Source organism: Gordonia sp. JH63 (genome assembly GCF_009856645.1).
GTDB classification, from domain to species: Bacteria; Actinomycetota; Actinomycetes; order Mycobacteriales; family Mycobacteriaceae; genus Gordonia; species Gordonia hongkongensis.
Genome location: NZ_CP047235.1, coordinates 86,435 through 112,847 on the forward strand (window position 1 = coordinate 86,435; position 26,413 = coordinate 112,847).

At 60.4% G+C, this 26,413-nt stretch carries 25 protein-coding genes, 1 pseudogene and 2 other annotated features; of the genes and pseudogenes, 17 read left to right on the forward strand and 9 right to left on the reverse strand.

From position 1 onward, the window contains the following. Positions 1-6: 6 nt before the first annotated feature. On the reverse strand, positions 7-1,098 hold the full coding sequence (locus GR168_RS00400) for an IS630 family transposase (RefSeq protein ID WP_068884350.1): 1,092 nt from the start codon (positions 1,096-1,098) through the stop codon (positions 7-9). Positions 1,099-1,233: 135 nt separating this feature from the next. Between GR168_RS00400 and GR168_RS00405 the strand changes: the two genes are divergently transcribed. Beyond that, positions 1,234-1,497, forward strand: coding sequence for a helicase associated domain-containing protein (locus GR168_RS00405; RefSeq protein WP_004022477.1), 264 nt, complete (start codon positions 1,234-1,236; stop codon positions 1,495-1,497). A gap of 133 nt (positions 1,498-1,630) precedes the next feature. Here the strand turns inward: GR168_RS00405 and GR168_RS00410 are convergent. Beyond that, a protein-coding gene (locus GR168_RS00410; RefSeq protein ID WP_085949824.1) for an IS3 family transposase occupies positions 1,631-2,913 on the reverse strand; the annotation gives its coding sequence in 2 pieces (ribosomal slippage) (positions 1,631-2,625 and positions 2,625-2,913; 1,284 coding nt in all). After that, positions 2,507-2,635, reverse strand: a sequence feature (AL1L pseudoknot). (Overlaps the previous gene by 129 nt.) A 129-nt stretch (positions 2,914-3,042) precedes the next feature. Here GR168_RS00410 and GR168_RS00415 point away from each other — a divergent pair. Next, positions 3,043-3,183, forward strand: coding sequence for a hypothetical protein (locus tag GR168_RS00415; protein WP_156422439.1), 141 nt, complete (start codon positions 3,043-3,045; stop codon positions 3,181-3,183). 135 nt (positions 3,184-3,318) lie between these two features. Here the strand turns inward: GR168_RS00415 and GR168_RS00420 are convergent, their stop codons facing one another. Next, positions 3,319-3,795 (reverse strand): PaaI family thioesterase, encoded by a 477-nt coding sequence (locus GR168_RS00420; RefSeq protein ID WP_004023289.1) that lies wholly within the window; start codon positions 3,793-3,795, stop codon positions 3,319-3,321. 258 nt (positions 3,796-4,053) lie between these two features. Here GR168_RS00420 and GR168_RS00425 point away from each other — a divergent pair, with 258 nt between their 5' ends. From GR168_RS00425 to GR168_RS00470, 10 genes are read left to right on the forward strand one after another with little or no spacing between them, the layout of a single operon-like run. Continuing rightward, entirely contained in the window at positions 4,054-4,788 is a 735-nt protein-coding gene (locus tag GR168_RS00425) for an ABC transporter permease (protein ID WP_033206584.1), read from the forward strand. Between the two features lie 10 nt (positions 4,789-4,798). Continuing rightward, positions 4,799-5,662 (forward strand): ABC transporter permease, encoded by an 864-nt coding sequence (locus GR168_RS00430; RefSeq protein WP_014928961.1) that lies wholly within the window; start codon positions 4,799-4,801, stop codon positions 5,660-5,662. Between the two features lie 8 nt (positions 5,663-5,670). Next, positions 5,671-6,708 (forward strand): MlaD family protein, encoded by a 1,038-nt coding sequence (locus GR168_RS00435; RefSeq protein ID WP_004023292.1) that lies wholly within the window; start codon positions 5,671-5,673, stop codon positions 6,706-6,708. Beyond that, the gene (locus GR168_RS00440; RefSeq protein WP_004023293.1) at positions 6,705-7,718 is read left to right on the forward strand and encodes an MlaD family protein; all 1,014 of its coding nucleotides are present in this window, start codon (positions 6,705-6,707) and stop codon (positions 7,716-7,718) included. Before GR168_RS00435 ends, GR168_RS00440 begins: the two co-directional genes overlap by 4 nt. Continuing rightward, complete coding sequence (locus GR168_RS00445) at positions 7,715-8,710, forward strand: MlaD family protein (RefSeq protein WP_004023294.1); 996 nt, start codon at positions 7,715-7,717, stop codon at positions 8,708-8,710. The genes GR168_RS00440 and GR168_RS00445 overlap by 4 nt, the downstream gene beginning before the upstream one ends. Further along, positions 8,704-9,765, forward strand: coding sequence for an MlaD family protein (locus tag GR168_RS00450; protein WP_004023295.1), 1,062 nt, complete (start codon positions 8,704-8,706; stop codon positions 9,763-9,765). The genes GR168_RS00445 and GR168_RS00450 overlap by 7 nt, the downstream gene beginning before the upstream one ends. Further along, positions 9,762-10,805, forward strand: a complete 1,044-nt coding sequence (locus tag GR168_RS00455) for an MlaD family protein (RefSeq protein WP_004023296.1) — start codon at positions 9,762-9,764, stop codon at positions 10,803-10,805. The genes GR168_RS00450 and GR168_RS00455 overlap by 4 nt, the downstream gene beginning before the upstream one ends. Then, entirely contained in the window at positions 10,802-11,758 is a 957-nt protein-coding gene (locus GR168_RS00460) for an MlaD family protein (protein WP_004023297.1), read from the forward strand. The genes GR168_RS00455 and GR168_RS00460 overlap by 4 nt, the downstream gene beginning before the upstream one ends. A 6-nt stretch (positions 11,759-11,764) precedes the next feature. Continuing rightward, entirely contained in the window at positions 11,765-12,493 is a 729-nt protein-coding gene (locus GR168_RS00465; protein ID WP_223258800.1) for a hypothetical protein, read from the forward strand. A 29-nt stretch (positions 12,494-12,522) separates the two neighbouring features. Continuing rightward, positions 12,523-14,163, forward strand: coding sequence for a long-chain fatty acid--CoA ligase (locus tag GR168_RS00470; protein ID WP_014928958.1), 1,641 nt, complete (start codon positions 12,523-12,525; stop codon positions 14,161-14,163). Between the two features lie 119 nt (positions 14,164-14,282). On the opposite strand, the pseudogene GR168_RS23795 reads toward GR168_RS00470, so the two are convergent. The 6 genes and pseudogenes from GR168_RS23795 to GR168_RS00500 all read right to left on the reverse strand — a co-directional run. Next, a pseudogene (locus GR168_RS23795) lies at positions 14,283-14,672 on the reverse strand (IS3 family transposase); the annotation flags it as partial. Then, positions 14,578-15,777 (reverse strand): IS30 family transposase, encoded by a 1,200-nt coding sequence (locus GR168_RS00480; protein WP_101819295.1) that lies wholly within the window; start codon positions 15,775-15,777, stop codon positions 14,578-14,580. The gene GR168_RS00480 and the pseudogene GR168_RS23795, both read right to left, overlap by 95 nt. A gap of 169 nt (positions 15,778-15,946) precedes the next feature. Beyond that, on the reverse strand, positions 15,947-16,687 hold the full coding sequence (locus GR168_RS00485; protein WP_014928955.1) for an IS3 family transposase: 741 nt from the start codon (positions 16,685-16,687) through the stop codon (positions 15,947-15,949). Then, positions 16,601-16,729, reverse strand: a sequence feature (AL1L pseudoknot). It overlaps the preceding gene by 87 nt. Further along, positions 16,690-17,007, reverse strand: coding sequence for a transposase (locus tag GR168_RS00490; RefSeq protein WP_004022138.1), 318 nt, complete (start codon positions 17,005-17,007; stop codon positions 16,690-16,692). (Overlaps the previous feature by 40 nt.) Positions 17,008-17,246: 239 nt before the next feature. After that, positions 17,247-20,279, reverse strand: a complete 3,033-nt coding sequence (locus GR168_RS00495) for an RND family transporter (RefSeq protein ID WP_159369737.1) — start codon at positions 20,277-20,279, stop codon at positions 17,247-17,249. Between the two features lie 82 nt (positions 20,280-20,361). Beyond that, complete coding sequence (locus GR168_RS00500; RefSeq protein ID WP_004021766.1) at positions 20,362-20,700, reverse strand: DUF4873 domain-containing protein; 339 nt, start codon at positions 20,698-20,700, stop codon at positions 20,362-20,364. Positions 20,701-20,833: 133 nt separating this feature from the next. Here GR168_RS00500 and GR168_RS00505 point away from each other — a divergent pair, with 133 nt between their 5' ends. The 5 genes from GR168_RS00505 to GR168_RS00525 all read left to right on the forward strand — a co-directional run bounded on the left by GR168_RS00505 (position 20,834) and on the right by GR168_RS00525 (position 26,366). Next, positions 20,834-21,802 carry a diiron oxygenase gene (locus tag GR168_RS00505; RefSeq protein ID WP_004021765.1) on the forward strand — a complete coding sequence of 323 codons (969 nt, stop codon included), beginning with the start codon at positions 20,834-20,836 and terminating at the stop codon, positions 21,800-21,802. A gap of 161 nt (positions 21,803-21,963) precedes the next feature. Beyond that, entirely contained in the window at positions 21,964-23,484 is a 1,521-nt protein-coding gene (locus tag GR168_RS00510) for an NAD(P)/FAD-dependent oxidoreductase (protein ID WP_004021764.1), read from the forward strand. 47 nt (positions 23,485-23,531) lie between these two features. Then, positions 23,532-24,401, forward strand: coding sequence for an SDR family NAD(P)-dependent oxidoreductase (locus GR168_RS00515; protein ID WP_004021763.1), 870 nt, complete (start codon positions 23,532-23,534; stop codon positions 24,399-24,401). Next, positions 24,398-25,471 carry a ferredoxin--NADP reductase gene (locus tag GR168_RS00520; RefSeq protein ID WP_004021762.1) on the forward strand — a complete coding sequence of 358 codons (1,074 nt, stop codon included), beginning with the start codon at positions 24,398-24,400 and terminating at the stop codon, positions 25,469-25,471. Before GR168_RS00515 ends, GR168_RS00520 begins: the two co-directional genes overlap by 4 nt. Continuing rightward, on the forward strand, positions 25,461-26,366 hold the full coding sequence (locus tag GR168_RS00525) for an alpha/beta hydrolase (RefSeq protein ID WP_004021761.1): 906 nt from the start codon (positions 25,461-25,463) through the stop codon (positions 26,364-26,366). The genes GR168_RS00520 and GR168_RS00525 overlap by 11 nt, the downstream gene beginning before the upstream one ends. Positions 26,367-26,413: the final 47 nt, after the last annotated feature.

Consider the following 26,413-nt stretch of genomic DNA (forward strand, 5'->3'; position numbering starts at 1 on the left):
AGGCAGCTAGTGTTCTGAGTCATTAATTCGTGTGCAGTAGTGGGCGATGGAGTCGAGGATCTGGTCAGCGGTCTTGACCCACACGTAGGGGCGGGGGTTGTCGTTCCAGGTCTCGATCCATGCTCTGATGTCGGCGTTGAGCGCTCTCACGGTGCGGTGGGGGGAGCGTTGGAGCTTCTTGGTGGTCAGTTCGGCGAACCAGCGTTCGACGAGGTTCATCCAGGATGAGCTCGTCGGGGTGAAGTGGACAACGAATCGTGGGTGCGAGGTCAGCCATCGTTTGACCGCGGGCGTCTTGTGGGTAGAGGCGTTGTCCATGACCAGGTGGACGTCGAGCTCGTCGGGCACCTCGGCGTCGATCTTGCGGAGAAACCCGATGAATTCTGTTGCCCGATGCCGTGAGTGAAGCGAACCGATCACTTTTCCCGACGCGATGTCCAACGCCGCGTACAGACTGGAGGTGCCGTTGCGCACATAGTCGTGGCTGGCCCGTTGCGGGGTGCCCGGGAGCATGGGAAAGATCGGCTGGGTGCGATCGAGAGCTTGGATCTGGGTCTTCTCGTCAACGCAAAGCACCAGGGCACGTTCGGGTGGGTTCATATAGAGCCCGACGACATCGCGGACCTTCTCGGTGAACAAGGGATCTCTCGACAGCTTCCACGAATCCTGTTTGTGCGGAGCCAATCCGAACGCCCGCCACACACGCGACACGGTTGACTGTGACATGTCGAGATGCTCGGCCATCGCCCGCGTCGACCAGTGTGTCGCATTCTTCGGAGTGGTCTCGAGAGTCGCGGTGATCAAGTTTTTGATCTGCTCGTCGTCGACGGTGCGAGGTCGCCCAGGCCGGGGTTCGTCGAGCAACCCCTCGCAGCGGTGCTCGACGAACCGGCCTCGCCAGCGCCGCACGGTACTGCGATTGAGGCCGAGTCGTTGTGCCACTTCAGTATTCGAACCGCCATCAGCGGCGGCGAGAACGATTCGTGAGCGCATCGCCAAACCCGAGGCCGTCGTTCGCCGACGCGCCCACCCTTCGAGCTCACGGCGCTCGTCATCAGTCAGAACAATATCCACTGCTCGCGGACCCCGGGTTGCCATTCCCTAGCCTAACAACCGAACGGAAATTAATGACTCAGGACACTAGGTGGGGTTCGCCGCGCTACATTCCAGTGATGACCGCACTTGAGCGCGGTCTTCCCGTTACGGCAACGTCGAACACACTCGTGAGCTGTCGTGGCTGAATCTATTGGCGATGGGCGGTTCGAGGCCGGGCTCGAGCACCTGCACCGCTACGTCGCGGTGTACGGCACCAGCAACGCCCGCCGGCGCGATGTCATTGACGGATTCGCGATCGGCACCTGGGTGCAGAGCCGCAGCGCTGACTACCGCAAGGGCCGGTTGTCGGCCGAGCGGATCGAACGGCTCGAGACCGAGTTCCCGGACTGGCGGTGGACCATCCGGACTAATCAGGGATGCGTCAATGCATCGCGACCGTAAGATGGCGAGCAGCCACCGCTCACGGAAGCGGAGCTTGAGAAACTGTTCCTCGCACTGGCCTAAACAGTCGGCCAACCTAGTACTACCGCGAGTCGTAGCGACTTGAATCGCCCCGGGTTTGCTGGAGGCTCGGTTAGTTGGTTCCAGCGTTTGCGGGGACCGGGTTCTCACGGTAGCTGGTGACGGTTTGGGTCGACCAGTAGGCGCTCTCGTACTCGACGGGTGGGACGTGTCCGATCTCGCCGTGCAGGCGGCGGTGGTTGAACCATTCGACGTACTCAGCGACGGCGATCTCGACCTCGCCCACACCTGCCCAGCCGCCTCGCGGGCGCATCACGGGGTTACGGATGCACTCGGCTTTGAACAGCGAGTTGAACGCCTCAGCCATCGCGTTGTCGTATGAATCCCCTTTGGAGCCAACAGATGTCACCGCTTCGGCTTCGGCCAGTCGTTCGGTGTAGCGGATGGCTCGGTATTGCACTCCGCGGTCGGAGTGGTGGATCAGCCCGGCCACGTCGTGGCCGGCACGCGACCGTGCCCACAATCCCATGTTCAGGGCGTCGAGGGCGAGGTCGGTGTGCATGGTGGTCGAGACCTGCCAGCCGACGACCATCCGCGAGAACACGTCCAGGACGAACGCCGCGTACACCCAGCCCGAGTGGGTGCGGATGTAGGTCAGGTCCGCCACCCACAACGCGTTCGGTGCCGCCGCGGTGAACTGACGGTTGACCCGGTCAGCCGGCCGGGGTGTTTCAGCTCCCTCGCTGCGCGTGGTCTTGCGTGTCTTGAGTCTCGCTATCCCTTGCAGCCCATCGGCTTTCATCAATCGCTCGACGGTGCAGCGGGCAGCACTATGGCCCTGTCTGCGCAATTGGGCATGCACCTTGCGGGCACCGTAGACGCCGAGGTTGTCGGCATGCACCGCGCGGACCTGGGTAAGGAGCTCCCGGTCACGCACCACACGAGGCGCCTCGGTCTTCTGGGGGCTCAGGTGGGCTCGTACCGTGGACGGAGCGATCTGGGCGGACGTATCGCGCAATGCCGCACAGATCGGATCGACTCCGTGTTCATCGCGGTGAGCCGCGACGAACTCCACGATCAGCGCTGTGGGCGGTCGATCTCCGCCGCAAAGAAAGCCGAAGCCTGCTTCAAGATCGTGTTCGCTCGCCGCAGTTCACGGTTCTCCCGCTCCAACGCCGCGATGCGGTCAGCGTCCTCACTCGTGGTGCCCGGGCGGACCCCGCCGTCGATCTCGGCCTGACGAACCCAATTGCGCAACGCCTCGGGATGGACTCCGAGCTGATCGGCGATCCGCTTGATCGCACCTCTCGACGAATCGGGATCTCGTCGCGCTTCACATGCCATCCGGGTGGCCCGGTCCTTGAGTTCCTCACTGTACTTGCGTGGTGCTGCCATGCTCTCCATCCTTCACAGGTTCGAGAGCCTCCGACAGACCCGGGGCGGTTCAACTGTAGCCAGGACGGAAGGAAGAGAGCTGCACATTCGAGGGAGCTCGCCGCCCTCCCCTCCAATCCTGTGAGAACAGTGCTGCCGGTGACCGTTATGGTTCAGCCGCTGTGTACGAGCCTGATGCTGCAGCGCCGCGACTGGTGGGCGGGCAATCCGCTCGGCCTGACCCTCGCGGTCAAGCCGGTCCTTGCGGTGTTGTTTTCCTGTCGCTACTGAACCGGCAGTGGAAGGCCGAGCGTTTGCAGTTCCAGCCCTGTTGACCGTCGCAGCCTGACCGCTGGCGGTGGATCGCCGAACGTGGTCGCGTACCTCGCAGAGTTGGCGGCGCGCAGAACGGAGACGCGTGCGGCGTCAGTCTGACCGCGTGAAGTTGGCGAAGAAGTCATCGATTGTTGATACGTCGGCATAACGTCGAAAGTGAGCAACGTCGACCTTGACGAAAACACCGCTAGAGGTGAAGTACGTTTGCTCATCGAACGATCCGGCGGCCGCGATGTGCAGTAGGCGATCCGACTCGTGGTCAATCCAGGCAGTGAGACGTATGGGAGTGTGCAGCGGGACCGGCCGGCGGTATTCGACGGTCAGGGTGCGGGTCACCGCGGGGGTCCGCGCGATCCACAGGGTGAAACCCATGATGTCGTCGCAGGCGGCCGAGATCGCGCCACCGTGCGCCAACCCGGGCGCGCCGAGGTGTTTCTCGTCGAAGGTGTGATCGGCGTACACCCGCTCGCCGCTCCGGTAGACCTCAAGTTGAAGTCCGTGGGGGTTGCTGCTTCCGCAGCCCATGCACTGGGACGAGTGTGCCGGCAGTCTTGCTTCGGGGGTCATCTCTGATCGTTGTCCTTAACTCAGCCCGCCACCTACGCAACAGGGTGCGGGGGGATCGATGAGGTGTGGGAACCGGTCCCGAACACGGTCTGTGCTCACCACTATAGGTAATACTGCCAGTACCTGATACTGTCCATTACGCACACGCGAATGGAGTGGCGCACACCACGCGCACTAGGGGGGGAGATGGCCATCACCACCGGCACAGGCGTCAACCGTCTGCTAGACGGCGCTGCCACTTTTGGTAACACCGTCGGCTTGGCTGGTCAGGCCCTGCGGTGGGTAGCAGTAGACATTGCTACAGGACGATTTCCGTTTCGCGAAGCCGTATCGCAGACCTGGTTCGTCATCGTCGTGACAACTCTGCCGGCGATTCTCGTAGCTGTGCCATTCGGTGTCATCGTGTCAGTACAGGTGGGTAGCCTCACTCAGCAAGTTGGGGCCACGTCAATAGCTGGCGCCGCTGGTGGCCTCGGGATTATTCAACAGGGAGCGCCCATCGTTACCGCCCTCCTACTCGGGGGCGCGGCCGGATCAGCGATTGCCTCTGATTTGGGTGCTCGAACGATTCGCGAAGAAATTGCTGCCATGGAGACACTCGGACTCAATCCGATCAGGCGAGTCGTAGCGCCCCGGTTCGTATCTGTGTTGATCACCGCGCCGCTGCTCTGCATGCTAATCGTCTTCACCGGGCTGCTGGCGGGCTACGCCATCAGCGTCGACGTCCAAGGCATCACACCAGGCAGCTACGTCGCCTCGTTCGCTTCGTTCGCATCGATAACAGACATCGTTGTCGCTCTATGCAAATCGCTTGTGTTCGGACTTGTAGTGGTGACGATTGCTTGTCACCGCGGCCTGTCGACGAAAGGCGGCCCTAAAGGCGTCGCAACCTCAGTAAATGCCACCGTAGTACTGGGCGTCGTCGCATGCTTCGTGATCAATGTCTTTATCACGCAATTAACAACCATGTTCGTCCCCCAAACTATTGGATGAGAAACGCCTCGTGACCACCGTTCCCTCCCGGAGGTTCTCCGCCGCCACCCGCCCTGTCGAAGCCGTGATCGCGCCAGTTGTACACGTACCTGAACGCTTGGGGCACGTCGCGACCTTTGTGATCGCCGCGGTCCTCGGCATCCGCCATGTGATCACCACCTACCGACGCCAAACCCTGCTCTACATACAAGAATTCGCCTGGGGTAGAGGTGCAGTCTTGGTCGGTGGTGGAACGGCCATCGTCCTCGCCATCCTCGGCATCGCCGTCGGCGCCTCAATCGGTATCCAGGGTTACGCCTCTCTGGACCTCGTAGGGATGGGTTCACTGACGGGGTTCATCTCTTCCTATGCCAACACCCGAGAGCTTGCGCCAATGATCGCGGCGATCGGGTTCGCAGCACAAGCCGGCTGCCGGTTGACAGCTGAGATCGGCTCGATGCGCATTTCCGAGGAGATCGACGCTCTCGAGGCTATGGCGGTACGTCCTATTCCATTCGTCGTCAGCACTCGCGTAGTTGCGTCGATCACGACCGTGATTCCTTTGTACATCGTCGCGCTTATTCTCGGATTCGGGGCCGCCAAACTCGTCGTCACACAAGTTCACGGCCAATCCGGCGGCACTTACGATTTCTATTTCGACCAGTTCCTCAAACCTCAGGATCTTGCCTTCTCGCTTATCAAAGTTCTTGTATTTGTCATTTCTGTAGTGATTATCCATAGCTATCAGGGCTACTTCGCCACAGGCGGAGCTGAGGGGGTGGGTCGAGCGTCCGGTCGAGCGATCCGCACGAGCCTCATAGTCATCGTCGTGGAGGACATGATCTTGACCCTTCTGATGTGGGGATTCGATTCCGGCGTACGGATTTCAGGGTAGGGGGTTCAGTGGCTGTCTTTCATGATCCGTCCGGACGCGAGCCGTCGCACGGGAACCTGGCCCTTCGGGGGGTCGCCCTATTGATCCTCGGCGCGATAGCTGCCTACTTACTGATAAGTGACGCTAACGGCGACTTCAGCGATCACACGTCGTTGACCATCAACACCGACGCGATAGGCGACGGATTGAAGGGGGGATCGGATGTGAAGTACCTTGGGTTCACCGTGGGGGAGGTCTCGAGCATCGCGGTTCGAGACCGTGGCGCGGCGGTCAAAATCAACCTCACCGGTTCCGGTAACGACCTAGTTCTCCGGCAGGGCATGACGGTGAACTACACCTCGTCAAACGCATTGGGACCAACTGCACTGGAGATCGTAGATCCTGGACAAGGACCACCCATCGGTTCCGGCGGGAGTGTCTACGTGAGCAGGTTGCAATCTGAACAGACCTCGGTGTCAACGCTTGTTCGCAAGATCTCCACGCTGGTCGAGGCACTGGACCAGCCCTCATTTGAAGCGGTAGTGAGGTTCATCGTTGAGGACTCGCAGGCAATGGCTGATAGCGGAAGACTCGTTCTCCAGATTGCGCAACTCACGCGAGATGTCCAGAAACGGCCGGTCGGGGAGGACCTAGGAATTGCGGCTAACCTGTCCACCGGAGTCGCCGACTTCATGACGCCGTTTGTCCCTGGCGTCTTGAAGAACGTCGATATCGCTGACTTTTTCGCCACCCAACAAAACATCGACCGCACGAAGAGTAATCTCGGCGACACGGGAAAGGTTCTTTTCGGTGGGCTCGGCGGCCTGCTCGATAAGAATTACCCAGCCCTGAGTTCGCTGTTAGACGTCGGCCTTGACCTAGCGCGGCCCGTCGCCAGATCCGCCTCGGGGCTAGTTCGCACGGTGTACACGATCCCGCAGATCCTCGATGGCATCGACAAAGCCTTGCCGAAATTCAACGAACGGGTCCAGCTCCAGCTAGCACTGGTGGTCCAGACGTCGCCTGCCCTACAAGGCGCATTGAGAATGGGGGGTGCCACGCGATGACTCTGAGGTCGCTAACACCCACAATCATTAAAATCGTCGCTTTCATCGCTCTCATCGGAGTCCTTTCATATGTCATCATCGCGATTCTGCAGCCGACCAACGAAGGGTCACCCAGTTCGCAGCGTTCCGCGGTGTTTGCCGACGCTTCCGGACTCAAGCCCCGCGACGGGGTACGACTCGCTGGAGTGAAAGTGGGATATGTAACGGCTGTCGATCTCGAGGGCTCAACAGCGATCGTCCGTTTCCAACTGGATGACGGTGTCGCGATTACCCCCGCGACGACTGCCGCTGTGCGTTACCAAAATCTGCTGGGGCAGCGGTATGTGGAACTCATCAATGCCGGACAAGGCGCCGACCAGGACTCGATCACACAGGTGGCACTCGAGAAGACCGTCCCGTCCTTCGACGTATCGACACTATTCAACAGTTTCAAACCAGTATTCGATACATTGAATACTGCGGAAATCAACGAGCTTCAGTCGAACCTTCTACGGGTTGCCCAGGGAGACGGTCGAGGTATCGCACCAGTCATGAAGCAAGTCGCGAACATCACTGATTACGGGAACCAGCGTTCAGAGATCATCACCAATATTGTGACGAGCCTGGGGCAGGTGTCCGACCAGTTGATGGGGCGCTCCGCTGAACTGGTTGAGTTGATAGACAAATTGGGGTCAATCGTCGATGCGTTCAGCCGCGTGAGCGATCGACTGCGGGCCTCGCTGCGAGAGGTCAACCGTTCGATGGCAAAGACTGTACTCGCCGGTGAGCAGATCGAGTCGACCTACGACACCAGCTTCGCGGCTATCTTTCAGAGATTAGTGCGGGAGCCAGGGGATACAGAAGGCCTACTGAATGGTGCCGTTCTCCTGAAGCCGCTCCTGGACGCCCTGGCCGCAACATCCAACGCGACTCCCCCGCCCTCGGCGGCAGGGTGTGCCCGAGGGGTGCTCGACCTACCGAGAACAGTGCAGATCGCCCTGATGGGTCAACGACTGGTGGTGTGCCAGTGACCCGTTTCTTCGGCAAGCGTCCGCATCACCGCCCGCAGCGTCGGCGGGACCTCATCCTGGCGGGGGTCGTAACGATGGTCACGGTGGCCGGTCTCGTCGCCGCCGGAGCTGTGTATATCTCGCCGCCCGGACAAACTATCTACAGCGCGGAGTTAGTCAATACCGGCGGATTGGAAGCTGGCGACCAGGTACGTATCGCCGGGATCAGGAAAGGCAAGGTAGCGTCGGTCGACCTGACCGGAACGTTCATCACCGTGCGGTTCCGGCTGGATGACTCGATTGCCGTTCGGTCGGACGCGACGGCGAACGTCCGTCTCCTCACCCCTATCGGTGGACGTGTATTGGACCTCGACCCAGGTTCAGGCCCGTCGGCCATTGACGGCGCGATCCCACTGGTGCAGACAGGCAGCACCTATGATATTTCCAGCACCCTGGAGACATCTACACCGGTGTTCCGTGACGTGCGTGGTGTTGATCTACGGCGCACGGCGGCGTTGCTACAGGATGCCTTTTCCGACGGAAACACCAATATCCCTGATGCCCTGCAAAACGCGAGCAGCCTGATGGACTTGCTGGAGCGTCAGTACGCACAACTCGACAAGACGGTGGCTTTGTCCGACGAGTATGTCGCTGCCCTCGCAAACCGCAAGCAGGTACTCGTGGACTTCCTACGCCAGCTCAGCTTCCTTGCCCGCACCCTTGGACCAGACATCGCCAACGTCCAGAGCGGGTTCGATTATCTACGTCGTCTTTTTAAGTTGCTGACCCGGCCGCTTGTCGCGTACCGCGACGGTATAGAACCATCGGTACAGCAGTTTAAGATCCTTCTAAACAAGGTGTCGGCCCAGATGCCCGCCTACCAAGACGCGCTGGCCCAGGTCGATCAGATCACCAGAAGACTGAGCATTCTCCTCAATGCTCCGCAGGTCGGACCTGCGAGTCCTGAACCGACCGTCCGCGTCTGTATCCCGATTGGTGATAACAAATGTTGACGGAGCGGATGCGTCGGCATCTGATCCCGATCGCCACCATTGTCACACTGGCAGTAGTGATCGGCGGCGTCGGAATCGACTATGCGACAGCCGACGACGACACGCGATCACTATGTGCGGAGTTTTCTGACGCATCAGGTCTGTACGAAGGCAATTCCGTCGCGATGCTCGGCAAGAAGGTGGGCAGGGTCGTAGGCATTCACGAGGAGGGACAGAAAGGTGTGCGTGTCGATATGCGGATCGACAAGACCGTGCCGCTTCCCGCAGATGTGGGTGCGACCCTGGTGTCCACCTCGATTGTCACCGAAAGACAAATCGAGTTCACCCATCCCTATCGTGGCGGAGAATATTACAAGTCGGCTGAGTGTATCCCACTGGAAAAGACCAGGACTCCACTGGGGATTAGTCAAACGCTCGACGCGATCAGCACTCTTTCAGACGAACTCGTCAAGGACGACGGACGTAACACGGATGCGATTCTTCAGGCACTTACACTCGTCTCGAAAAACATGGAAGGGACCCAGGGTGATATATCCGGCATTCTCCAGGACTCGGCCACGCTAATCAACGATCCGACCCGGCGTGATAGCCAGATACGCAGGATTGTAGCCAATCTCGCCACCTTAACCGGTGTTGCCACCGAAAACAGTACTGAGGTGACCCAGCTATTCGACAACTTCGTAGGCGCAATTGAGGTGATTGTTGCTTTCGGTCAAACATTCGGCGCCGCAACAGAGTACGCAGGCACCTTCGTCCCTATCCTGTCGCGCCTATCGTCTGACTTCGGGCCACCTATTTTCTCACTTGGAGATGCTGCGGTTCCCCTCCTCTCGCAAGCGGGCAAGCAAGAAAACATACTTGCGTCCGTCGCCGCTCGAACAGCTGACCTCATCGTTGAGCATCCAGATGCGAAGTCGATCCTGCGGGCATTCGCAATATCTGTACCACTGCAGGCCCTCAAGAACGCGTGCGCTCCTCCTTCCGTCAAGGACGTTTGCGCGACGGGTAACGAAGCGGCGACGATCGCCAACTTGATCGGAGGGCAACCTCGATGATGATCTACGGCTACCTTCGTCGTGTCACGGCCGCGATCGTGACGCTGTTCGTAGCGACTATCGCCCTCGCCGCCTGCAGCATCAGTGCTGACAACCCGCCGACCATCGGTGGATCATCCGCCCGAGACGGCTACGACATCGAGATCGAGTTCACGAGTGCTCTGAACTTGCCTGCCCGTGCCAAAGTCCTCTCTCGAGGGATTGACGTCGGTGCCGTCACCAGCGTCGCTTACGACGGAGGCCACGCGCTGGTTGCTGCCCGAATTGATAAAGACGCCCAGCTGCCGGAAGATTCGCGCGCGGAACTCCGCCAAGACACTCTCCTGGGCGAGATTTATGTGGCCATCCTTCCCCCTGCACAGCAGTCCACCCAAGGCTTGCTGCGCGCGGGATCGGTAATACCTCTCTCACGCACCGAACCGGCTGCCAACGTCGAGGACGTGATGCGGGGTATGGCTAACGTATTGGGCGGGGGTGAACTCGATAAAATCCATACCGCGATATCGACGCTGAACTCGACTTTTCCGAGTGACCCCGCCCAGTTCGATGCGCTCTACCGCACGACCTTGCGCACCGTGTCTGAGGTGTCTGCCAACACCGACAAACTCGACGTAATCCTGCAGTCAGCCGATCGCACACTCAAAGTGATCCTGGCCGACCCGTCAGGTACAGACCGAATGTTGACCAAGGGGGGAGTGAACTTTTATGGTCTGGGCTACTCGCTAATTGACGTAGCGCTACTCATCGCTAATCTGCGCGACTTCGCGGTATCCGCAGGCCGTATCGTCGACCCTGAGTATTCCCGCATCAAGGAAACGGTGGGCGCGATCGCGCCAGTGGTCGCGTCCATCGCGTACTCGGACATCTACTCCAAGGATGTTTCCGACAAGGCGGCTCGTGTAATACGCGAAAGGCTCATCCCATTCGTCAGCTCGCCAGATATCAACGTCTCCGATGTGTCTATCGATGGCCGAGAACTGGCGCGGCGTGATGCCGAGTCGTTCATAACCGTCTTGCGAGCGATCGGAATGATGCCATGATCCGCAGCACCCTCGTATCGCTGGTTGCCCTTGTCCTCGTTCTCCTCGTCGGAGCGACATACTTGATCATCGACGTGGCACGGGTAAACCCGTTCCGCACCGACTACGCGATCTCGGCCATACTCGAGAGCTCGGGCGGCCTTCTAGACACATCACCGGTAATGTTAGAGGGGGTGCCGGTGGGAAAAGTGACATCTATTCGCGTCACAGGTAATCAGCTCGCCGTCGACATGTCCATCGACTCCGACTATAAGATTCCTCGCGGCAGTGTCATGACGATTCAGAACCTCTCGGTCGCGGGAGAACAATACATCAATTTCATCCCACCGGGCACAACCACCAGTGAGTACTTGCGTAGTGGGGACCTAGTGCCCGCCGGCGCCATCCGCGTGTCGCAATCCGTTCCCCAGGTGCTCCCGAAAATGTCGGCAGTGGCGGACGCGCTCGATCCAGCATCGATTCAGTCCATCAACGAAACGATCTCGGCGGCAGTCGACGGCCGGCAAAAGGACCTCGACACGATCGGAGACATGATGCACCGCCTCGTGGACTTCGTCGGTGACGACGGTGCCGTCCGTACCACTGCGGACAATGCCGAGTTCCTCCTGGGCCTTATGTCGAACGTGGGCGGTGTGCTCAGCACCGCGTCGGTCCGGACCCCGGATGCCGTCGACGGTTTGGCGAGGATCCAACGTGCGTTCATCGTTTTCACTTCTACGTCCTACGACAAATGGCCACCGATCCTGAAGCTAGTGGAAAAGCTCAGCGGCTACATCCAGATACTCCAGCCCGATATTGTCGCCATTACCCGCGCGGTGAAGCCGGCGACGGCGAAAGTCGCAGACACATACATCGACTTCGGATCGATCGGTGATCTTCTGGCTCGAACATTCCCAGCGTCACATCGGGGGCAGGCGCAGATTCCGATCGCCGTCACGCCATCACCTCGCTGACGCCCGATGGATACCTCCTACACCAGCATTCACAGAAGGCAGCAAATGACGGCACAAGACAACGGACCAGAATCCAAGGACAGCAGCGCTGAGGATAAGCTGACTGCGGCTTCCGACAAAGCAGATCGCAGCGACGCCACTGGTGCTACAGAATCTGCGACGTCCCAAGACGGTCCCGCCCCGGACGAGGCAAGCCCCCCGACGTCCGATGCCAGGCACCGATGGAGATCAGCACGCGTCCAGGCGGTGGCCGCCGGCGCTTTCGTGGTGGCACTCGCGGTGCTGGCCGGCCTCTTTGCTTACCTCTACATTGACATGAGGGAAGCAAAGACGTCCGCGGAGAACGCTGCCACACAACGAGCGCAGGCAGCGCAGGCAGCATCGGACTACACCACAAAGTCGCTCACCTACAGCTACCAAAACACCGGCGCATTCTTTACCGAAGTGAAAGAGAATGCCAGCGATGCGTTGGTCAAGCGATACGACGATGTCGAACCCACCCTGACCCAAATCATGGAACAGGCCAAGGTCCAAGCGTCGGGACGCGTACTGGCGACCAGTGTCACCGGCAGCGCCAGCGAGAACCGGGGGGAATACACGGTGCTGGTCTTCGCCACCCAGAAGACCCAGAATGTTCAGAACCCTCAGCCGAGCGAACTCCCCACACTGTTGAAAGTAGTCGTGCTGAAGACCGAGAACGGCTGGCAGATCCAGGATTACGGACCTGCCGAATGATCCAGCGTCCGCCGCGAAAGGAGAATTTGATGAAAAGCACCATGCAGGAGGTGCCGATGACAGTGTCATCGATACTGCGTCACGTCGCAACCAATCATACTGATAGGCAGGTGATTACTTATTCCGCGAGCGACTCTGCCCGGTACGCAACCTACGGCGATCTCGAAGAGCGATGCGCACGTCTGGCGAATGCTCTGCGCCGGGTCGGCGTGGTCGGCGACGACCGCGTGGCAACCATGCTGTGGAACAACCAGGAGCACCTCGAAGCGTACGCTGCGGTACCCGCGATGGGCGCGGTGCTGCATACGCTGAACATCCGGTTGTCACCGGCTCAGCTGCAGTTCATCGCGAACCACGCCGAAGACAAGGTCATCATTGTGGACGGGTCGCTGGTGCCGTTGTTGGCGGCGGTCTTACCGGGCTTGGCGACGGTTCGGGTTGTGTTCGTTACCGGCGACGGCGACACCTCCCCGCTCGACGGCCACGGCGTGACCGTGATGCGATACCATGACGCGCTCGCAGCAGAATCACCAATGTTCTCTTGGGTCGATCCCGACGAGCGGTCGGCTGCGGGTATGTGTTACACGAGCGGCACTACAGGCGATCCCAAGGGGGTCGTCTACAGTCATCGCTCGGTGTTTCTGCACTCCATTGCAGCGTGTACTGGTAACGCTCTGGCGATCGCAGAAGCCGATCGTGTACTTCCCGTCGTGCCGATGTTTCATGCCAGCGCCTGGGGTCTGCCCTACGCGTCGCTGATGGCCGGCGCGGACTTGCTCATGCCTGATCGATACCTTCAAGCGGCGCCGCTCGCCGACTTGATCCAACAGCATCGCCCCACGAAGGCAGGAGCAGTACCGACAATCTGGAACGATCTTCTTCAGTACGGTATCGCGAATCCGGGTGTCGACTTGTCATCAATCGACCTTGTCGCCTGTGGTGGAGCTCCTGTCCCGCAGTCGTTGATCGAAGGGTTTGCGGACCGCTTCGGCGTACAGATTATCCAGGCGTGGGGCATGACTGAGACGTCCCCGCTTGCAGCGGTAAGTCGGCCTCCCGCCGGGATCAGCCCCACAAAGGAAATGTCGTACCGCAAGCGACAGGGACGGGCAATTTGCGGGGTGGAGATGCGCCTCATCGACGAGGGCGGCCTGCCGGTTCCCCGTGACGACAAGTCCGTCGGCGAACTCGAAGTGCGGGGTCCGTGGGTCACAGGCAGCTACTACCGGCTCGAGGACGCCGAGAGGTTTCGGGATGGCTGGTTGCGGACCGGAGACGTGGGACACATCAGCCCGGACGGGTACCTGACGCTGACCGACAGGTCCAAGGACGTCATCAAGTCAGGGGGCGAATGGATCTCGTCAGTGGAGCTCGAGAACTGGATCATGTCGCACCCAGATGTCGCCGAGGCCGCGGTTGTCGCGATGCCCGACCCCCGGTGGCAGGAAACAGCTCTCGCCGTGGTGGTTCCGGTACCGGGTCGCAAGGTGTCGGCTGACACGCTTCACGAGTGGTGCCTAAGAAATTGCCCGGAGGAGATCCCACACTGGTGGATCCCGAAGAACTGGACGTTCGTGGAGCAGGTACCGCGTACGAGCGTGGGCAAGTTCGATAAGAAGGTGTTACGCGCGAAGCATGAGCAGGGCGAGCTGCCGGTTGTATCGAATTAGCGCCGCTATAGGGCGCAAGTGTGCCCACCGAACGTCGTCAGCGTTCGGTGGGCACACTTCTATAGAAGCAATGCATTTGCCGATGGGGACTGCTGCACGGATAGGTGACAGTTTGGGTGTCATGCCGCGGCAGCGGCGGTGTTGATCATTGCTTCGAACTCGACAGGCGTCAACCGACCGAGGCGGGCTTGCCGGCGCCGGCGGCGGTAGGTCCGTTCGATCCAGGTGACGATCGCGATCCGAAGCTGCTCGCGGGTGTCCCAGCGTTGGCGGTCGAGCACGTTGCGTTGCAGGAGTGCGAAGAAACTCTCCATCGCTGCGTTGTCCCCGCACGCTCCGACTTTGCCCATCGACCCCGTGAGTCCATGAGTGTTCAAGGCGTGTACGAATTTTCGCGATCGGAATTGGGCGCGTTCAATCGGTCGATGCAACACTGGGTTGTTGTAGCGAGTGTAGTTGTTCGCCAAAGACTTCGGCGGGAGTTTTCCATCCAAGGACTTTTCTAGGACGGTTGTTGAGGGTGTAGGCGATGGCCTCGAGGTCCTCAGCTGACCACCGCGACAGATCAGTTCCCTTAGGAAAATATTGGCGCAGAACACCATTGGTGTTCTCGTTGGATGGTCGCTGCCACGGTGAGTGCGGATCGGCGAAGAACACCTGCGTTCCGGTGTCCATCGCGAACTGGGCGTGAGCGGACAGTTCCTTGCCGCGATCCCACGTCAACGTTTTGCGCAACTGCTGCGGCAGCGCGGCGATCGACGCTGTCAGTCCTGCATTCATCGCGATGGCACCGTAGCCACCGAGTGCGGGCCCGTTCTTCACAGGCGGCTGCTCACCCCAGCCCTGCTGGCGTGGCAGATGCACCAGAAGTGTTGCACGACTACGACGTTCAACGATCGTGCCGATCGCCGATCTCCCAGTTCCGATAATCAGATCACCCTCCCAGTGCCCGGGGACGGCACGGTCCTCGGCCTCGGCAGGGCGCTGACTGAACACGACATCGGAGGTGACGTGACCCTGCGGCTTGTTGCGCGAGCGGGCCCGCGGCTCCCTCAGTGCACGTCCGGTGCGCAGGCACGCGACCAGCTCACGTTTGAGCGCGCCGCGGCCCTCGATGAACAGGGACTGGTAGATCGCCTCGTGACTGATACGCATGGATTCATCATCGGGGAAGTCGACCTTCAAACGCTGGGAGATCTGCTCTGGACTCCACGCCAGCGACCACCGCCGGTTGGCCCGGTGCGGTTTGTTAAGCCCCTTCCATGGCGGTGGCGTGGGGCCCGCAGCGATCGTGCCATCGGGACGGCGGACAACGCCGGCCAGGCGGTCCTGTACGTACTCCCGCAACTCGACGTGGGCCACGAGCTTCGCTGTTTTCGGGCGCTTGGCGGCCTGCTGGGCTTTCCACTGCGCCACCAACGCCCGATACTCGAGCTTCCCGCTCCTGGTTGCGGCGTTGCGCCGTAGCTCACGCGAGATCGTGGCCGGACTCCGCCCGATCCACCGTGCGATCTCACGCACCCCACGATCCTGGGCGCGTAGCAGCGCGATCTCTTCCCGTTCGGCGAAGGATAGATAGCGGCCCGAAGGCTCATCCAGACTCAGCGGCCTCATGCCGCCAGCGTGGCGGAACCAGCGTGTACCCACCGGCACCGACACACCGACAGCGATCGATGCCTGTGCCGTGCTCACCCCCGTCGCGACCACCCGCCAAAACTCACGTTGCACCTGCCGCGACGGCTCCGGCCGCCCCGGCGATCGCATCGCCGGCCGAAGTGCACGATCAGCACGCCACTGCCGACGAACACCTACCGCCACATCGCTGGTCCTCCGACTCCAGTCCGCCGTAGCCACCGCAAACACCTCCATGATCATGGTGTTGCGACGACCAGTTGAATCCGCCTTGCACTCCGCGGTCGGAGTGGTGGATCAGCCCGGCCACGTCGTGGCCGGCACGCGACCGTGCCCACAATCCCATGTTCAGGGCGTCGAGGGCGAGGTCGGTGTGCATGGTGGTCGAGACCTGCCAGCCGACGACCATCCGCGAGAACACGTCCAGGACGAACGCCGCGTACACCCAGCCCGAGTGGGTGCGGATGTAGGTCAGGTCCGCCACCCACAACGCGTTCGGTGCCGCCGCGGTGAACTGACGGTTGACCCGGTCAGCCGGCCGGGGTGTTTCAGCTCCCTCGCTGCGCGTGGTCTTGCGTGTCTTGAGTCTCGCTATCCCTTGCAGCCCATCGGCTTTCATCAATCGCTCGACGGTGCAGCGGGCAGCACTATGGCCCTGTCTGCGCAATTGGGCATGCACCTTGCGGGCACCGTAGACGCCGAGGTTGTCGGCATGCACCGCGCGGACCTGGGTAAGGAGCTCCCGGTCACGCACCACACGAGGCGCCTCGGTCTTCTGGGGGCTCAGGTGGGCTCGTACCGTGGACGGAGCGATCTGGGCGGACGTATCGCGCAATGCCGCACAGATCGGATCGACTCCGTGTTCATCGCGGTGAGCCGCGACGAACTCCACGATCAGCGCTGTGGGCGGTCGATCTCCGCCGCAAAGAAAGCCGAAGCCTGCTTCAAGATCGTGTTCGCTCGCCGCAGTTCACGGTTCTCCCGCTCCAACGCCGCGATGCGGTCAGCGTCCTCACTCGTGGTGCCCGGGCGGACCCCGCCGTCGATCTCGGCCTGACGAACCCAATTGCGCAACGCCTCGGGATGGACTCCGAGCTGATCGGCGATCCGCTTGATCGCACCTCTCGACGAATCGGGATCTCGTCGCGCTTCACATGCCATCCGGGTGGCCCGGTCCTTGAGTTCCTCACTGTACTTGCGTGGTGCTGCCATGCTCTCCATCCTTCACAGGTTCGAGAGCCTCCGACAGACCCGGGGCGGTTCAACCACCAGCCAGCCGCGTACCAAGGTCAGTGCAGCTAGCGTTTGAATTAGGACGCAACTCATCTATCACGGGCGACGGTGCTGCGTCATGCTTATGCCCCTCCTACCTGTTGACGGAATGGTCGGGATATTCAGCGACCGACGCTTGTCAGATCCCCATGGGTCCGTCCGCGTGACTTTTGCGATGGTCAAGGGGCGAGCCGGAAACGGTCGATGTCACCCGGCCACCAGCTCGCAGTGCCCAGCAGCACCGCTAGCGCCGGGACTACTAAGGTCCGCACCAGGAACGTGTCGAGCAGCAAACCGACACCGATGATGAACCCGATTTGCACCATCACATCGATGGACCCGACCATCAGCCCAAACATGCTGGCCGCGAATATCAACCCAGCCGAGGTGATGACCGACCCGGTGTAAGCGACGGTACGCATTACGCCGACCCGCACGCTCCACCTCGTTTCCTCTCTCAGCCGTGACACCAGCAGCATGTTGTAGTCGGCGCCCACCGCCACCAAGACAATGAACGACACCAGTGGCACGGGCCAGGCGATCCCGGCACCGAGGATGTGTTGAAGTACGAGCACACCAATACCGAGAGCCGCCATGTAGTTCAAGACGACGGTTGCAAGGAGATAGACAGGTGCAACGACGGCCCGCAACAGCAGCATCAGGATCAGACCCACGATGAGAAGGGTGGCTATGCCGAGCAGTTTGAAATCGTACGACAACAGTCGCTGGACGTCGGCATTGATCGCAGGAAAGCCCGCAACAGAAGCACGTCCGCCCTCCAGAGTGGTGTTCGGCATCGCGTTCTCGGCGACGCTGGACAGCTCGTTCGCCAGCGTCATTGCATCGGCAGAGTATGGGTCGTAGGCGGTCTGTACCGCATAGCGCACGGTTTTCCCGTCGGACGAGATGAACTGTCGAGCGACCTGACTGAACTGCTGGTCCTTGAACGCATCCGCGGGGAGATAGAAGCCGGTTGCCGAGTCAGAATCGCCGACCTCCCGTGCGGGAGCCCGAAGCTGTGCGGCGACCTGTGCCAGTCCACTGAGTAGCTGAAGGTTGCTGTCCACCAGAGCACCGACTCCGTTCGACAACTGACGCGCGCCGTCGGCAAGTGCGCCGACGCCGGATTCGAGTTGCGAGAGCCTGTTCCCGAGGTCCTGTCCGCCGATGGCTTGTAGTGCAGAATCCAGCGTTTGAAGAGAACGCTGCAGCTGTGCAATGTTGGTCGAGCCTGGCGCACTCACGCGGCCGAGCTGCGCGGCAAAGTCAGCCACCCTCCCAAGCGACTGATCATCCGCGAGTGCCCGGATGTCGGCCATTTGCGCGCGCAGTGCCGAGCACTGCGCGATCTGCTGGCACCACGGATTGTCTAACGCGGACAACGCCGGCGCGACCGCATCTGCCGCAGACTGGGCCCGACGTGCGAGTTGAGACAGCTCGGGCGCTTGCTTGGAAAACTGTCTAAGCCTTGGGGCAGCGTCCGCCAGTTGGTTCACAAGCGGCCGATACTCGTCGAGCTGCGGGCCAAATGACGACACCTCGTCGAGCAACCCCGACAGCGGAGCGAGGTTGGAGGATATCTGGTCTTCTAACAGTGCCAGGCCTCCGGCGAGCTGCTCTGACCCCGTCTTCAGGACGGCCAGATCACCCTTGCGGGCCTGTCCATCACCGGTCTCCTCGGTGATCTTGGTACCGATCTGATCATTCTGCCAAGATAATTGCGCCTGCTCTAGCTTCTCACCGGTCGGCCGCGTCACGCCAATGACCCTGGTCACGCCGGGAATCTGCGCGACGCGGGAGGCTAGCTGGTCGAGGTCGGCAAGGCCTTGAGCCGTGCGCATGTCGTTCTCGGACTCCACCACCAAGAATTCTGAGATGATGATGTCTTTCGGGAAGTGGCGGTTGAGAAGCGCGTATCCTTCGTTGCTCCCTGTGTCAGGTGGCTGCCCCTCGCGATCGTCGTAGGTGATCTGAATTGTTGCGGCGACCATGGCGAGGCCGATCAACACGACCACACTGATCGCGAGCAGAGGGACCGGCCGCCGGATAACCATGACTCCGACTCTTCTCCAGTAATCCCGCGTCAGGTCACGGCGGGGAAGGCCGGCGCCTTTCTTGGCAGCGAAAGAGAGTACGAGGGGCAGCAATGTCACCGTCGCCAAGAATGCGAAAGCTATGGCGATTGCGCAGGCCGGACCCAAAGTGTTAAACACACTGAGCTTGGCGAAGGCCATAGCCAGGAACGCTAGGGCCACAGTGCCCGCCGACGCTAGAACCACGCGGCCGATAGTTGCATTCGCGTGGGCGATAGCGACATCAGGAGAGTAACCCGCTCGAATACCTTCATGATAGCGGCTGATGAGGAACACCGAATAGTCAACTCCGGCACCAAAGATGATGACGGTCATGAACATTGACGTGAACTGGGATACCGGCATGCCCAGCTCGCCCAGTCCAGATAGAACTCCGCGACCCACAGCCAAGCTCATGCCCACGACAAGCAGCGGCATCAGCGCGGTGAAGACCGAACGATAGACGATCAGGAGGATCACGGCGATCAGCAGCACGGTGGCAACAGTGATCAGGACCAGATCCGACTCGCCCACGGCGAGTTGGTCGCTAAAGGTCGCGGGCGGGCCTGTCACACGGACTGTCGTCCCACTGTCACGAAAGATACTCTCAGCGATCTCACGCACCGCTGCGACCGCCTCCGCGGTATCGGGTCCCCCGAGTGTGCCGGCCACTCCCACGGGCAGATACCAGGCTTGCTTGTCTTTGCTGAGAGCCTGACTTGCGGTGAGGGGATCGCTCAGCAGGTCCCGGACAGCGATGACGTGCCTGTCGTCCGCCCGCAGGGTGTCGACAAGCACGTGATATCGATCGCGGGTGTTGTCGGACAGGCCTGCACTGTTCTCCATCACAACGAATACTGTGGTCTTGGCGCCGCGCTCGTCGAAAGATGCACCCATACGGTCCAAGGTCTGAAAAGACGGGACTCCGGCCGGGATCGGATCCACAGATTGTTCCCGTATCACTGACTCCAGTTGAGGAAAGAGAAGGCCTAAGCCGATGGCGGCGCCGAGCCAGACCAGCGTCACAATTCCCTTGCGGCGGAGGGTAAACCATGCAACCCGCTCAAGGGTCGGACTGTACTCGCCGAGTTTCTCGCCCCCTCTCGACGGGCGGGTTCGAATGGGAGACGAACTCACCATGTGCAATATCCTCTCGACCTGAAGTGGGCGACCCAATCGTGCGGACCCGTTTCGCGAATGTCCGTGCGGCGGTGGATGGTTGTCACTTGTGGTGGTGCTCGACCATGTTCTCGACTTCCTCGAGAGTGGTGGGCAGGTGGTATGGCGGAGTGCTCTTGCCTGAGATGCGGTATCGGCCCCAGAAGTCGGGATCCCCGACGACACACTCCGCTCGGCCCTCGGGGGTCGTAAATACAGCGATCGCGCGGGCGCCTTTCAGGAGCCCGTCGAGCTCATCATTCTTCTGAATCCGGCCATACCAGGTGTACAGGCCGTTCAGCGGCTGGAAATAGCCTTTGATCTTCGCTTCGACATGGATCTCCGCCCCGCGGCACACCAGGGTTCCTTCGCCGGAGTAGTCGAGGTCATGGTCGTCAGACATGCAGTCCTACCTTCTTCGCACTGAGCGTTGACAAATATCGCAGTTCGTGGATACTAGCAGTACCAGATACTATGAGTAATGGGTACTGGGCGCCAGGCCCCGACTCCCAGCCTTGAACGACCGAGGAGAAGACATGACCGTGCAGGATGTCCAGATGAACCCCGACTTTTCGAAGGAGGGCATGGCTCGGGTGAACGGGCGTAAGCCCGTCGACATGGAACGATCTGCGGGTCGATTGCTGCGGTCTTCCGCGGAGAAGTTCTACGACGCGGAGATCGACATCGACTGGGAGTCGCCCTGGGAGGAAGGCAAGTGCTTTCTGCCAGAGCATCGAGTGTCGCTATACGGCACCAGGCTGTGGGACAAGATGACTGAGGAGCAGCGTCGCGAGTTGGGGCGCCATGAGATCGTGAGCATCCTCAGTTTCGGCATCTACGCAGAGAATCTGTTGAGTTCAGCGCTTCTGCGCATGTCGGCGAAGGGGGCTTTAACCGATCAGAAGTCTCTATACGCGTTGACAGAGATCGGCGATGAGTCCCGCCATTCCACTATGTTCGCGCGCCTCATCAACAAGACGGGCGTGCCCCCCTACAAGCTTCCTAAGGGCTTCTTGAGCTTCGCGAAGATCCTGCATTTCGTCCCTCTCGGGCCGTCGGTGTCTGGAGCTACGCTGTTGATCGAGGAAATCCTGGACCGCGCCCAGCGCGAGGCGATGAACGACCCCAGTATGCAGCCTCAGCTTCGCCAGCTCATGAAGATCCACGTCCTTGAGGAAGCCCGTCACATTACCTTTGCGCGACTGGAGATGATCGAAGGCATGCAGCGTCGTCGTAAGGCGACGCGCGCTTGGCACCGAGGGGTGCTTGCCGTCATCGCGAACCTGGCGTACCCGCTGCTCATTAATCCGAAAGTGTACCCCGCAGTGGGAATTAGTCGCTGGCGTGGCGTGTGGGCGCAGCAGACCAGCCCAAACTATCGGACCAACCTGCAATTTATGTCGGAGCCCATGATTCGGTTCTTCCATGAGGCGGGAATGTTGGAAGGCAAGTTCACAATGGCCATGTGGCGTGCGACGCGGAGCCTTCCCGACGATCTTCGCTGATCTCCGTTCACGCGGCCGAGCCGTCGTGATCGACATCAGTTAGACCTGTGCGGAGCATTCTCGATGGCTTCGCGATCACTTCCGCCTCAACAGATCACCTGCCGCCACTGTGCGCAGGTGATGTGTTGTGCGATCCAACCTACGAGGGAGAAAGCATAAACATGGCATCATCGACTACCCGGCGCGCCTCGCGCGCAACCGCCAAGACGGATTCAACCAACGACCCGATTTCGACCAAGATTCTGATTATTGGAAGCGGGTTCTCTGGTCTCGGGATGGCCGCGCAGCTTAGACGTCGCGGGTATAGCGATTTTCTGATTCTGGAGAAGGCAAGCTCCGTCGGTGGGACCTGGCGCGACAATACCTATCCGGGCTGTGCATGTGACGTTCCGTCGCTGATGTACTCGTACTCATTCGAGAGTCGAGGTAGCTGGTCGAAGGTGTGGTCGTCACAGCCAGAAATTGAGCGGTATCTACAGGATGTCGCGGATAAGCGTGGCGTGACACAAAAGATTCATTTCGGTCAGAAGTTGGTTTCTGGATACTGGAGCGAGTCGGAGTCGCGGTGGCACCTGCGTACTGAGTCCGGACGTGAGTACATTGCTCAGTTCGTGGTGTCAGGAGTCGGTGCGCTGCATATCCCCAATTTTCCCGAAATTTCGGGGATTGAGGACTTTAAAGGCGAAGCGTTTCACTCCGCACAGTGGGATCATTCGGTGGATCTGGAGGGCAAGCGTGTCGCCGTGATCGGCACTGGTGCCAGCGCTATCCAGTTTGTACCTTTCGTGCAGAAGGAGGCCATGTCCCTCAAGGTCTTCCAGCGAACCCCTGCCTGGGTCCTACCCCGCAAGAATTTCTCCGTTCCGCCGGCCCTGCGGACTCTTCTGAGTAAACTCCCGATTGCACGTCGTATCGCCAGGTGGTCGGTGTACTGGGGTGCGGAGAGCCTGGCCTTCGGCCTCAACGGTCACTCTAACCTCATGCGGCCAATTGAAAAGGTCGCTCGGTGGAACATTGAACGCTCCATCTCTGATCCGGCATTGCGCAAGAAACTGACCCCGTCGTATCGTATCGGCTGTAAGCGGATTCTGGGGTCAAACGACTATTACCCGGCGCTTGCGGCACCTAACACCACTGTCATCAGCGATCGGATTGAGAAGGTGACCGCTGATTCCATCATTTCTTCAGACGGTGTCGAGCATCTCGTGGACGTTATAATTTATGCGACCGGTTTTCACGTGACTGATGGTTTCGATCAGCTCGCCCTGAAAGGTGCCACTGGCGAGGATCTCCCGTCCCACTGGCATCAGACGGGGATTAACACGCACCTGGGCATCACGACCGAGGGTTTTCCCAACCTGTTTTTCCTCCTCGGACCCAACACGGGCCTCGGCCACAACTCAGTGGTGTTCATGATCGAGCAACAGATCAAATACATCATGAAGGCCATCGACACAGTAGAAAGCCGAGGCGCTGAGAAGGTTGACGTACGCCCGTCCGTGCAAGAACAGTTCAACACCGACATCCAGCGGAAGCTGGCCAAGGGAGTGTGGACCAACGGCGGCTGCACGAGTTGGTATCTCGACTCGCAGGGCGTCAACCGGACCGTGTGGCCGGGCTTCACATGGCAGTACTGGCGCGCCACGAAAGATTTCGAGCCCGCCGAGTACGACATCGCCTGAGCCCGAACGCACGGAGAGACACGATTCGAAGAGATGGTGGGACGACGGTGAGCAGTTCTAATCGGCATGACTATACCGGCAAGGTGGCAGTGATCACCGGTGCCGCGTCAGGGATCGGTCGGTCTCTGGCACTCCAGTTGGCGGAGCGAGGTGCCGCACTGGCACTGTCCGACATTGATGAGATGCACTTGAAGGAGACTGCAGAACTTTGCCGCACCACGCATGGGGCAACGGTAACCGCCGCCGTACTAGACGTTGCGGACCGCGCTGCTTTTCAGGACTATGCCGACGGAGTGCGGTCAGAGTCGGGCCACGTCGACATGGTGTTCAACAACGCCGGCGTGGCCTTGGGCGTCGACGTGGTCGACATGAGCTGGGAAGACTTCGACTGGCTCATGGGCATCAACTTTGGCGGAGTCGTTAACGGGTCGAAGGCGTTTCTGCCTCACCTGATCGCGTCCGGGGACGGACATCTCATTAACACGTCGAGCGTCTTCGGCTTGATCGGAATCCCCAGCCAAAGCGCCTATAATGCCGCGAAATTCGGCGTCAGAGGCTTCACCGAGGCGCTCCGACAGGAGATGAAAATCAGTCGATACCCGGTCACAGTGACATGTGTGCACCCGGGGGGTGTAAAAACCAACATCGTCAACAATGCCCGAGGCGTTTCCGCCATGGGGGCAGACACCGCGACTGTCGCCTCGCTGTTCGACAGGATCGCACGAAGCACCCCGGATAAAGCAGCGGCGACAATCCTCAAAGGTATGGACAAGAAGAGAGCGCGAGTGCTGATCGGTGCGGACGCCCGCGGTTTCGACTTCGTGGCACGGGTGATCGGTCCCCGCTACCAGGACATCGCGGCGCCACTGACACGAGCGGGTTACGCGGTCGCACGTAGACAGGGGATCCTCAAGTGACCGTCGAACCCGATTCACGTCCGGCTGCCGCGGCGGCCCGCTCACGCACCTTAACCGTCTCGGAAGTGATCCAGGAAACGAAAGACTCCGTTACCATTTCGTTCGAAATCCCCGACGCCATGGTCGAGGAATTCAAGCATACCCCAGGGCAATTCATCACCGTCAAGATCCCATCTGATCGGACCGGTCATGTCGCACGGTGCTACTCATTGAGCAGCTCGCCTCACGTCGACGACTTCCGTCTCGAGATCGGCATCAAGCGGACCGAGAACGGTTACGCATCGAACTGGCTGTGCGATAACGCGATTACGGGAATGGAATTGACCGTCCTCCCGCCGTCAGGGCATTTCACGGCGAAGAATCTCGACGTTGATTTTCTATTCTTCGCAGGAGGAAGTGGGATCACTCCGGTCTTTTCGCTGATTAAGTCGGCACTTGTGTGCGGCGGGGGCGAGGTCACACTATTCTACGCGAACCGCGATGCCGAGTCGATCATGTACGGGGGGCAACTGACGCAGATCGTCTCCGAGTTTCCTGAGCGTTTCACCGTCTTCCATTGGTTGGAGTCGGCTATGGGTATTCCGACGCCTCAGAATGTCGAGTCCGCCATACGTGAGCACCGCGGTGCACAGATCTTCACCTGTGGTCCGGCGCCGTTCATGGATCTGGTGCAGAAGTCGGCGGAGGCCTGCGGTGTCGAGCACTCCTCGGTACATCGAGAAGTCTTCCAGTCACTGACCGGGGATCCGTTCGATACAGCCACGATGCGTCAGCTTGGTGACGACGACGGTGTGGCGACCGCTACGGTCTATCTGAATGGGCAGTCCATCACGACTGAGTGGCCGCGCAACACGCCGTTGCTCGACGTGCTACTGGCCCAAGGCCACAATGCCCCGTACTCCTGCCGAGAAGGAGCCTGCAGCGCGTGTGTATGCAAGCTGGTCGAGGGTGATGTAGAAATGGCCCAGAACCACATCCTCGTTGAGGGTGATGTTGCCGACGGTGAACGGCTCGCATGCCAGGCACTTCCGCTGACGGATTCTGTCACGGTGAGCTTCGATGACCTCTGAGTTTGCGAGTGCGTCGCGAGGATCGCGTGACCTCGAGGTCCTTTCCTCCGACGGGACCAAGTTGTTCGCTCAGGAATTCGGTCCGGGCCGGGATGCTCCGCTCCTAGTCTTTAGTCACGGCTGGGCTTGTCAGGGACGTTTCTGGCGTCCGCAGGTCGAGCAGTTCGCGGCGACGCATCGGGTGGTGGTCTACGACCAACGCGGACACGGGTTGAGCGACCGGGGCCGGGTACCGTTCTCGGCGAAGCTCTTGGCCGATGATATGGAGGCCGTAGTCCGGGCAGTGGCGACTCCCGCCGACAAGGCTGTCGTGGTCGGACACAGCATGGGAGGCATGTCCATCATGAGTTGGGCGGCTGAGTACCCCGCCTCGGTTTCGGAGCTGGCCCGCGGAGTAGTACTGGCAAGCACCGGGCCATCACAGTTGGTGGATCGGTCTACATTGCTCAAGGTTCCCCGACAGCTACGACCGAGACTTGAGCGGGCCTTCGCGGCCAGTCTTGCAGTCGCCGGACCCGAGATGCAGGGGACGCGTTTGTCTCGCCGCCTGATTCGTTACGGAACCCTGGGCCCGGGCGCGACTGCCGAGGTAGTCGACGAGTGCGCCGACATCGTGTTGCGATGCCCACCACAGGTGCGCGGGATGTGGGGTTCAGTGTTGGCGACAATCGACGTCAGTAAGGGGGTTGACTCGCTGGAGGTGCCGGCGACGGTCATCGTAGGTGATGCCGACAGACTGACCCCAGCGACCCATTCAGTGGATCTCGCAGCGCGCCTGGGTCGGAAGGGCGTTCTATTTGAATTCACTCTTCTTGACAAAGTCGGTCACATGTCCAACCTAGAGGCCGTCGAAGACTTCAATTCAGCCGTGGCCAGATTAGACAAATCCGCCTGACGCGGGTCTCGTCGACCCAACCCATGTTCACTGGCTAGTGCGTCACT

Bases quoted from the DNA above. Each gene is read 5' to 3' on its own strand.
- GR168_RS00400 (WP_068884350.1), bottom strand. From the start codon at position 1,098: ATGGCAACCCGGGGTCCGCGAGCAGTGGATATTGTTCTGACTGATGAC.
- GR168_RS00420 (WP_004023289.1), bottom strand. From the start codon at position 3,795: ATGACCCCCGAAGCAAGACTGCCGGCACACTCGTCCCAGTGCATGGGC.
- GR168_RS00440 (WP_004023293.1), top strand. From the start codon at position 6,705: ATGACTCTGAGGTCGCTAACACCCACAATCATTAAAATCGTCGCTTTC.
- GR168_RS00450 (WP_004023295.1), top strand. From the start codon at position 8,704: ATGTTGACGGAGCGGATGCGTCGGCATCTGATCCCGATCGCCACCATT.
- GR168_RS00455 (WP_004023296.1), top strand. From the start codon at position 9,762: ATGATGATCTACGGCTACCTTCGTCGTGTCACGGCCGCGATCGTGACG.
- GR168_RS00460 (WP_004023297.1), top strand. From the start codon at position 10,802: ATGATCCGCAGCACCCTCGTATCGCTGGTTGCCCTTGTCCTCGTTCTC.
- GR168_RS00465 (WP_223258800.1), top strand. From the start codon at position 11,765: ATGGATACCTCCTACACCAGCATTCACAGAAGGCAGCAAATGACGGCA.
- GR168_RS00470 (WP_014928958.1), top strand. From the start codon at position 12,523: ATGAAAAGCACCATGCAGGAGGTGCCGATGACAGTGTCATCGATACTG.
- GR168_RS00480 (WP_101819295.1), bottom strand. From the start codon at position 15,777: ATGAGGCCGCTGAGTCTGGATGAGCCTTCGGGCCGCTATCTATCCTTC.
- GR168_RS00490 (WP_004022138.1), bottom strand. From the start codon at position 17,007: ATGGCAGCACCACGCAAGTACAGTGAGGAACTCAAGGACCGGGCCACC.
- GR168_RS00495 (WP_159369737.1), bottom strand. From the start codon at position 20,279: ATGGTGAGTTCGTCTCCCATTCGAACCCGCCCGTCGAGAGGGGGCGAG.
- GR168_RS00500 (WP_004021766.1), bottom strand. From the start codon at position 20,700: ATGTCTGACGACCATGACCTCGACTACTCCGGCGAAGGAACCCTGGTG.
- GR168_RS00505 (WP_004021765.1), top strand. From the start codon at position 20,834: ATGACCGTGCAGGATGTCCAGATGAACCCCGACTTTTCGAAGGAGGGC.
- GR168_RS00510 (WP_004021764.1), top strand. From the start codon at position 21,964: ATGGCATCATCGACTACCCGGCGCGCCTCGCGCGCAACCGCCAAGACG.
- GR168_RS00525 (WP_004021761.1), top strand. From the start codon at position 25,461: ATGACCTCTGAGTTTGCGAGTGCGTCGCGAGGATCGCGTGACCTCGAG.